8 protein-coding genes and 1 pseudogene are annotated in these 7,930 nt (G+C 60.7%); 6 read left to right on the forward strand and 3 right to left on the reverse strand.

The window, feature by feature from the left end; translation table 11 throughout:
- The 4 genes from FT726_RS25090 to FT726_RS25105 all read left to right on the forward strand — a co-directional run.
- The coding region (locus tag FT726_RS25090) for an MFS transporter (RefSeq protein WP_346303645.1) at nucleotides 1-692 on the forward strand (692 nt) is incomplete at its 5' end.
- A 53-nt stretch (nucleotides 693-745) separates the two neighbouring features.
- Entirely contained in the window at nucleotides 746-2,095 is a 1,350-nt protein-coding gene (locus FT726_RS25095) for a sodium:proton antiporter (RefSeq protein WP_288424354.1), read from the forward strand.
- A 26-nt stretch (nucleotides 2,096-2,121) separates the two neighbouring features.
- Nucleotides 2,122-2,469, forward strand: a complete 348-nt coding sequence (locus FT726_RS25100) for a hypothetical protein (RefSeq protein ID WP_021507870.1) — start codon at nucleotides 2,122-2,124, stop codon at nucleotides 2,467-2,469.
- A 161-nt stretch (nucleotides 2,470-2,630) separates the two neighbouring features.
- Nucleotides 2,631-3,527, forward strand: a complete 897-nt coding sequence (locus tag FT726_RS25105) for an alpha/beta hydrolase (RefSeq protein WP_058759350.1) — start codon at nucleotides 2,631-2,633, stop codon at nucleotides 3,525-3,527.
- A gap of 184 nt (nucleotides 3,528-3,711) precedes the next feature.
- Here FT726_RS25105 and FT726_RS25110 read toward each other — a convergent pair whose 3' ends face one another.
- The gene (locus tag FT726_RS25110; protein ID WP_031279808.1) at nucleotides 3,712-4,629 is read right to left on the reverse strand and encodes a bestrophin family protein; all 918 of its coding nucleotides are present in this window, start codon (nucleotides 4,627-4,629) and stop codon (nucleotides 3,712-3,714) included.
- Nucleotides 4,630-4,882: 253 nt separating this feature from the next.
- On the opposite strand from FT726_RS25110, the gene FT726_RS25115 reads away from it, so the two are divergent.
- Nucleotides 4,883-5,524, forward strand: coding sequence for a hydrolase (locus FT726_RS25115; RefSeq protein WP_021508093.1), 642 nt, complete (start codon nucleotides 4,883-4,885; stop codon nucleotides 5,522-5,524).
- Nucleotide 5,525: 1 nt separating this feature from the next.
- Here the strand turns inward: FT726_RS25115 and FT726_RS25120 are convergent, their stop codons facing one another.
- A complete protein-coding gene (locus FT726_RS25120) occupies nucleotides 5,526-6,428 on the reverse strand; it encodes a LysR substrate-binding domain-containing protein (RefSeq protein WP_315656598.1) in 903 nt (300 codons plus the stop codon).
- 95 nt (nucleotides 6,429-6,523) lie between these two features.
- Here FT726_RS25120 and FT726_RS25125 point away from each other — a divergent pair, with 95 nt between their 5' ends.
- Complete coding sequence (locus FT726_RS25125) at nucleotides 6,524-7,345, forward strand: SDR family oxidoreductase (protein ID WP_288424368.1); 822 nt, start codon at nucleotides 6,524-6,526, stop codon at nucleotides 7,343-7,345.
- Between the two features lie 39 nt (nucleotides 7,346-7,384).
- On the opposite strand, the pseudogene FT726_RS25130 reads toward FT726_RS25125, so the two are convergent.
- A pseudogene (locus tag FT726_RS25130) lies at nucleotides 7,385-7,930 on the reverse strand (nucleoside recognition family protein); the annotation flags it as partial.

The raw sequence follows: 7,930 nt of genomic DNA on the forward strand, positions 1-7,930 counted from the left end.
TGGACGTGATGGCGGCGGCGGCGGTGCTGCTGAGCAGTCTGGCGCTATGGCGCGCGCTGCCACGCTTTACGCCGGGCACCACGGTGAGCTATCCGCCTCTGCTGCTGTCGCTGGCGCATCTGTGGCAGCATCACCAGACGCTGCGCCGCGCGGCGCTGGCGCAGGGCCTGCTGTCGGTAAGTTTCAGCGCCTTCTGGTCTACCCTGGCGCTGATGCTGAGCGATCGCTTCCATCTCGACAGCGCCGTGGCAGGGGCCTTCGGTCTGGCCGGTGCCGCCGGTGCGCTGGCCGCGCCGCTGGCGGGCAGTTTTGCCGACCGCATCGGCCCGGCGCGTGTCACCCAGTATGGCGCCACGCTGGTGATGGTGTCATTTGCCCTGATGTTCCTGCTGCCGGTACTGCCGGTGCCGGCGCAGCTTGGCCTGATTATCCTCAGCACCATCGGCTTTGACCTTGGCGTGCAGGCCACGCTGGTGGCGCATCAGACGCTGGTCTACAGCCTGGCGCCGGAAGCGCGCAGCCGCCTCAATGCGCTGATGTTCACCGTGGTGTTTATCGGTATGGCGACCGGCGCGGCGCTCGGCAGCCTGGCGCTGGCCCATTTCGGCTGGAATGGCGTGGTCAGCCTTGCGACGGCTGCCGCTGTGCTTGCGCTGCTGATTCGTCTCGCCAGTCGCCATCTGCAAAACTAATTCACGATCCTGTGCCAGGCTTAAAGGAGAATGTTATTTAAAAACGGAGCGTTATGAACTTCCTGGCCTGGACCGCCCTTACTGGCGGTCTGCTACTTTTGATGTCACTGGCTTCCGGCTGGATTCACCGGGGGCCGGTGACGTCGTTTGGTCTCTACCTGTTCGCGGGCATTCTGTGCGGCCCGTGGATGCTTAATCTGCTGCAAATCGACATTATCGGCCACGCCGAGCTCGCCGCCCATATCACCGAAATCACCATGGCCGCCTCGCTGTTTATCACCGGGCTCAAGCTGCGTCTGCCGATGAGCGCGCACGCGTGGCGCGTCGGGCTGCGGCTGGCTTTTCCGGCGATGCTGCTGACCGTCGGCGGCATGGCCTGCCTGATTCACTGGATTACCGGCTTTTGCTGGCCGCTGTCGCTGGCGTTTGGCGCCATTGTTGCCCCGACCGACCCGGTGCTTGCCAGCCTGATCTCCGTTAACGATGCGCGCGATGACGATGCGCTGCGCGTGGCGCTCTCCAGCGAGGCCGGCATGAACGATGGTTCAGCGCTGCCGCTGCTGATGCTGGCGCTGCTGCTGATGCATCCGGGCGCCTTCAGTCTGGAGCTGCTGGGCGGCTGGGCAGCGCGCGATGTGGTGTGGGCGATTGGCGGCGGGCTGGCGATTGGTTATCTGCTTGGCCGGCTGATCGGCCAGCTGGCGACCCATCTGCGTAGCGCGCATCACGACGTGGCGCCCAATGATTTCCTCGCGCTGGCGCTGATCGCCCTGAGCTACGCGGCGGCGCAGTCGGTGGATGCGTCTGGCTTCCTTGCCACTTTTGCAGCAGGCGTTGGCTTACGCCGCGCCGAGCTGCGCGTGACTAAACGCTTTCCACTGGAAGATTTACCGGAAGAGAAGCGCTACCTGCCGGCAGAGGTGCTGGTCAATCCTAACCAGCGACTGAAGCAGGGGGGCGGCAGCCCGGTGAAATCGGTCGGCCTGGTGGTCGGCGATGCGCTGTCGTTTGGTGATACTATCGAACGCCTGCTGGCGGCAGCGATGATGGTGGTGCTGGGCATTACGCTGGCGCATCACTGGAATCTCACCGGCATCGGCCTGGCGCTGCTGCTGTTTGTGGTGGTGCGACCGCTGGCGGTATGGCTGACCACCTGGCGCTGCGAGATGCCGTTTATGCGGCGGATGCTGATTGGCTGGCTGGGGATTCGCGGCATCGGCAGTATCAATTATATTGCTTATGCCTGGGTGCACGGCCTGCAGGGCCCGCAGGCGGAACAGATGATGGACATGGCGCTGACGCTGGTGGTGTGCAGCATTGTGCTGCACGGCATCACGGTGACGCCGCTACTGAACTGGCGTGCTGCCCGGCAGGCGGCACGCGCGCAGCAAGACGAAACGTGATTTTCTGGAAATAACGGGAGCTTATTATGAAAGCATTGCTTATCGCCCTGGTAGGGCTGTCGCTGTCTGCCAGCGCGCTGGCGGATGATACGGATGCCGACGCGCAGGAGAATATCTACGCCAGCCAGCTGTGCCACATTGTTAGCGGGGAGCAGAAAACCGGTGACATGCAGAGCTACACTGAGAAAATGAAGTCACAGCTGGCGGCCAGCCAGTCACCGTCGGCCATGAACAAACCCTCCTTCAACGAGGAAACCGCGCAGGAAGTGGTTAACGGCTGGCTGGAACTGGGTGAAGAAGAGCGGGCGAAGCTGCGCCACGATCAGCAGCAGTGTGAGCAGACGGTGATGACCCAATTCCAGCAGCAGGATTAATTTTCCCTTCTCTTCATGAATACGCGCCTTTTCTGGCGCGTTTTTTTATGGCTTTTTTGTACGAAATGCGTACATTATCGCCAGATTGAAACAGGACCTGCATCACATAATGAGACGCCGCCTCCGGGCTGGCGCATTTTCCATACCGGCTACTGGGCAAGATGATTACACGGCGTCGTTTTCTGTTGGCTAGCGGAGCAACCGTACTCTCCATGACGGCGGGCAAACTGTTTGCCCGGGATGACATTATTCCGCTCTGGCCGGACGACCCACCGGGTGGCGGCGGTCCGTCTGGCCTGCTGAAAGTCAGCGCTAACGGTTCATGGACCAATATCGTTTCTCCCGCCATTCAGCGCTTTCGTCCGGAGAATCCCAACGGCGAAGCGGTGATCGTTGCGGCTGGTGGCGGCTACCGTTTTATCGGCATGGGGCGCGAAGCCTGGCCGGTCGCGCGCTGGCTTAATGCCAACGGGTATACTGCCTACGTGCTGAGCTACCGACTGCCGGGTGAAAAGTGGCAGGCCGGCAGACTGGCGCCGCTGCAGGATGCGCAGCGCGCGATTCGCATGGTGCGCGCCATGGAAAACAAGGTGCATCTGCTGGGCTTTTCGGCTGGCGGCCATCTGCTCGGCATGGCGGCAGCGCGGCCTGACTTCGTCACCTATTCACCGCAGGATTCGCTGGATGACATCCGGCCAACCGCAGACAGCGTCGGGCTGATTTACCCGGTTATCACCCTTGAAGCGCCGTATCAGCACACCCGTACTCACCAGATGATCGTGGGCAATGACGCCACGCCGACCCAGGAAGCCAACTGGTCAGTGCAAAATTACGTTACCCGTGCCTATCCGCCAACCTTCCTGGCGCAGGCGGAGGACGATCATACCTCCAACCCTCATAACACCGAGCTGATGCGCGACGCCTGCCGCCGTATGCGCGTGCCGGTTGAGCTGATTGAACTGAGCAGTGGCGGCCACGGCTTTGGCCTCGGTAAAGCCGGCACCCCCGCTGCGCTGTGGGACCAGGCGTATGTCCGCTGGCTGGATAAGCTGGGTTAATTTCTTTACTGGCGCATCAATCCAGGAGCGCTTGCAACGGCGCTGCAATAACCTTCCGCACAAACCGTAGCGGCGCAATTTATTGCGCAAAAAACAGCGGCGCAGCGGTCGGATTAGCGCGATAAATCGCGCCGCTACGATGCGGTGCGCTCAGCGAGCATGGCGATTGAATCAGCCCGTGCCGTCACGTCAGATTAAAATACCGGTCCGGCTGGCTCGCTGCCGGCAGCGGGAAATCGTTGTTCATCGCTTTCAGATTGCGTTCGATATTCACGCACAGCGCGTCCAGCGGCAGATGATTGGGCGCGGTGCCGAACGGATCTTCCAGCTCCTCCGCCAGCGACTCCAGCGACAAAAAGGTATACGAAATAAACACCGACACCAGCGGCGTCATCAGGTGCAAATCCGCCACCAGCGCGAACGGTAGCAGGGTGCAGAACAGATACACCGTGCGGTGCAGAATCAGGCTGTAGGCGAAGGGAATCGGTGTGCTGGCCAGCCGGTCGCAGCCACCCAGATACGCCGACAGATGGTTGAGGTTGTCATCAATACTCTGCCAGACGATATCCGTCACTAATCCCTCATCACGCCGCTGCGCCAGCCATTCGCCCATGCATAACATGATTTGTGAGGTCGGCATCGGATGGCCGAGCACCGCGGCGTGCCACGCGGGCGGCAGCAGCCGCTGCAGATCGGCCTGGGCATCGGTTTTACGCAGCCGGTGTTTCAGGCTCCAGCTAAACGCCAGCTGCAGCCCGATAAACTCCTGCACCTGTTCCGCACGCAGTCCGCGCAGCGTTTTCACCTGGCGCAGCAGCGAGCGCTGAGTGATGTGCATATTGCCCCACAGCGTGCGCGCCTCGATAAAGCGCGCGTAGCTGGCGTTATTGCGAAAGCCAAGAAAGATGGCGATCGACACGCCAATCAGGCTGAACGGTGCGGTGGTCAGGTGAATGCCGAGCGTGGAATACCAGGGATAACCCAGAATGGCGATCACTGACATCAGCAGGTTAAGCGACAGGCGGAACGCAATGCGAGACAGCACTGAGCCGTGCCAGTCAAACAACCGGAGAAACCAGTGTTGATGAGGACGTACGATCATTTTGCGATGGTGTTTTTTATGATTTTGTCGCCACAGATTACGCCCGTCGCAGGCGCAGAATCAACGCCGGTGAGCCGCTGTTTTACCAGTGAAAACGCTGCGCTTGAGTGAATTAACCTATGTAAATCAAGCTTCTAAAAACGCTTTGAACAAGTTGTAAAATTCTTTGCGTTATCTCTTTGTCCGCGCTTTCTCTAAAGTTTGTTCCAGCAGCACAACACACAAATTTAAAACCACTTTAGAGGAAACTATCATGTCTAAACTCGACCTGCTTGACCCACAGAACTCAACCCTGATCTTCATCGACCACCAGCCACAGATGGCGTTTGGTGTCGCCAATATTGACCGCCAGCAGCTCAAAAATAACACCGTCGCCCTGGCGAAAGCGGGGAAAATTTTCGACGTGCCGGTGATTTACACCTCGGTAGAAACGGAAAGCTTCAGCGGCTACATCTGGCCAGAACTGCTGGCGGTGCACCCGGAATCGAAGCCGATTGAGCGTACCTCCATGAACTCCTGGGAGGACGCGAAATTTGTCGAGGCGGTAGAGAAAACCGGCCGCAAAAAACTGATCATCTCGGCGCTGTGGACCGAAGTGTGCCTGACTTTCCCGGCTCTGATGGCGCTGAAAGCCGGTTACGAAGTGTATGTGGTGACCGATACCTCCGGCGGCACCAGTGTTGATGCGCACGAACGTTCCGTGCAGCGAATGGTGCAGGCGGGTGCGGTGCCGGTGACCTGGCAGCAGGTGCTGCTGGAGTACCAGCGCGACTGGTCACGCAAAGAGACCTACGATGCAGTGATGGATCTGGTGCGTGAGCACAGCGGTGCCTACGGCATGGGCGTCGACTACGCCTACACCATGGTGCACAAAGCGCCGCAGCGTCAGGGCTGATTCAGCGGTAGTGCGGCAGGCGGGTTTTCAATGCGTCGATAAACAGCCGCAGCGCCATCGACTGATGCCGGTTCGGCGGGAACCACAGCGCGATTCCCGCCGACTGAATGCGCCAGTCGGCCAGCAGCTCCACTAATTTCCCCTGCTGCAGTGCCTCGCTAACATACAGCGAAGGCACGAACGCAATCCCTGAACCGTTGATGGCCGCGCGCGCCATCAGCGCGTTATTGTCTAACGTCAGCGTACCCGGCACGTCAATCTCCAGGCTTTCTTCCGCTCGCTGATACTCCCAGCGATAGCGTTTGCCCCCGGGCAGGCGATGACGAATACACTGCTGCTGCAGTAAATCCTGCGGCTGACGCACCGGCGCGTGCGCCGCCAGATAGTCGGGCGAGGCCACGGTAACGAAGGTCAGCGGGCCGCCGAGCGCAATCGCCACCATATCCTGCGGCACATCTTCAATCAGCCGGATGCCGGCATCAAACCCGGCGGCGGTGATATCCACCAGCGCGCCCTGGGCGGAGAAATCAAGCTGAATACCGGGATAGCGCGCGCTGAACTCGGGCACCACCTGATCCAGCAGCAGGCCAATCACCACATCGCTGGCGCTGATGCGCAGCGTACCGTACTGCTGCTGGCGGCTCAGGCTGACGTCGTGCAGCACCTCATCCATCTGATTGAGCAGCGGCGCGAGGCGCTGTAATAGCTGCTCACCGGCGTCGGTCAGCGACACGCTGCGTGTGGTGCGCTGAAACAGCTGCACGCCGAGGTTGTGCTCCAGCGTTTTCACCAGGTGGCTGAGCGAAGAGCGCTTCAGGCCAAGCAGCTCGGCGGCGCGCCGAAAACTGCGCTGCTCGCCCAGCGTTTTGATCGCCTGCAGTTCGTGCCAGGAAGGGCGTTTCATTGGTGGTATTTCCTCACCAGGTCATGTGCAATTGGGGGGATTATGACCACCAGTAAAGCGATCTATCATCAGGTTTTCAACATGAGGAGCGCAAAATGAAAACCTGGTTAATTACCGGTGCCAGCAGCGGACTGGGCCGACTGATGAGTGAACGCTTACTTGAGCGTGGCGATCGCGTGGTGGCAACGGTGCGCCGCGAGCAGCCACTGGCCGATTTGCAGCAGCAATATGGCGATCGGCTGCTGGTGATGCGGCTGGATCTGGCCGAAACGGCCAGTATCACACCGGCCATCGCCACCGCCTTTGCCCGCGTCGGACGTATTGATGTGGTGGTAAGCAACGCCGCTTACGGTCTGTTTGGCGCGGCGGAAGAGCTCAGCGACGCGCAGATTGCACGCCAGATCGCCACCAATCTCACCGGATCGATCCAGCTGATTCGCGCTGTCATCCCGCATTTGCGCCAGCAGGGCGGTGGCCGCATTGCGCAGATCTCGTCCGAGGGCGGTCAGGTGGCGTATCCCAATTTCAGCCTGTATCACGCCAGCAAATGGGGCATTGAAGGTTTTGTCGAAGCGGTGCGCCAGGAAGTCGCCAGCTTTGGCATCGAGCTGCTGCTGGTGGAGCCGGGCCCGACCGTCACCAACTTCGCCAGCGGGCTGGATATCGCCGCGCCGCTCGACGCCTATCGTGACAACGCATCCGGTCAGTTGCGTCGGGCGATTGAAGCGGGTGACTTTGCTATATTGGGTGATGCCGGAAAATGCGTGACGGCCACGCTGGCGACGCTGGATCAGGAAACGATGCCGCTGCGGCTGGCGCTGGGCAGCACGGCCTATCAGCACATCGAAGCCGCGCTGGAAGCCCGGCTGGCAGAGCTGCGCGCGCAGAGAGCGCTGGCGTTTGGCGCGGATGCGTAAGGCTGTTGCTGCGGCAAAATCCTGACCGGTAAACCGGCATCAGAACAGCAGGCTGTGCGCCGTGGCGCGCAGCGCAATGCCGAGCAAAATGCCGGGCACGGCGAAGCGGAACAGGCGCGGAAAACGGCTGGAGAGCCCTAGGAAAATCCCGATGCCGGGCAGGTCGAAGGTCTGAATCAGCAGGCCTGCCGAGGCGTTGATGTTGTGCGCACTGTACTGCCCCTGTTCGACCAGACCGGCAACCACGCCGTAATAGGCGGTGCCGCCGGCCAGGCATTTGGTCAGCGCGGGCAGCACATACACCTCGGCGATATGCAGTTTCTGTAACAGCGGTGCCAGCAGCTGCGTCAGCAGCTCAATGGCGCCGGCACTCTTCAGGATGCCCACCACCGACAGCGAAAGGATCAGCATCGGCAGCGAACCGAGCGCGAGGCGAATGGCGTCGGCACCCGAGGTGTTGATGATGGCGATCAGTCCCGGCTTCGTGTCGCTGTTCTCCACGCCCTGGTCTTCATCGCGTAGCGCGACATCGGAAAGTTTGCGGGCAAAAAAGTGATAGGTTGAGGCGGCCGCCAGCACGCCGCC

The organism is Pantoea sp. Morm (assembly GCF_016643525.1).
In the GTDB taxonomy this organism is placed as follows: Bacteria; Pseudomonadota; Gammaproteobacteria; order Enterobacterales; family Enterobacteriaceae; genus Pantoea; species Pantoea dispersa.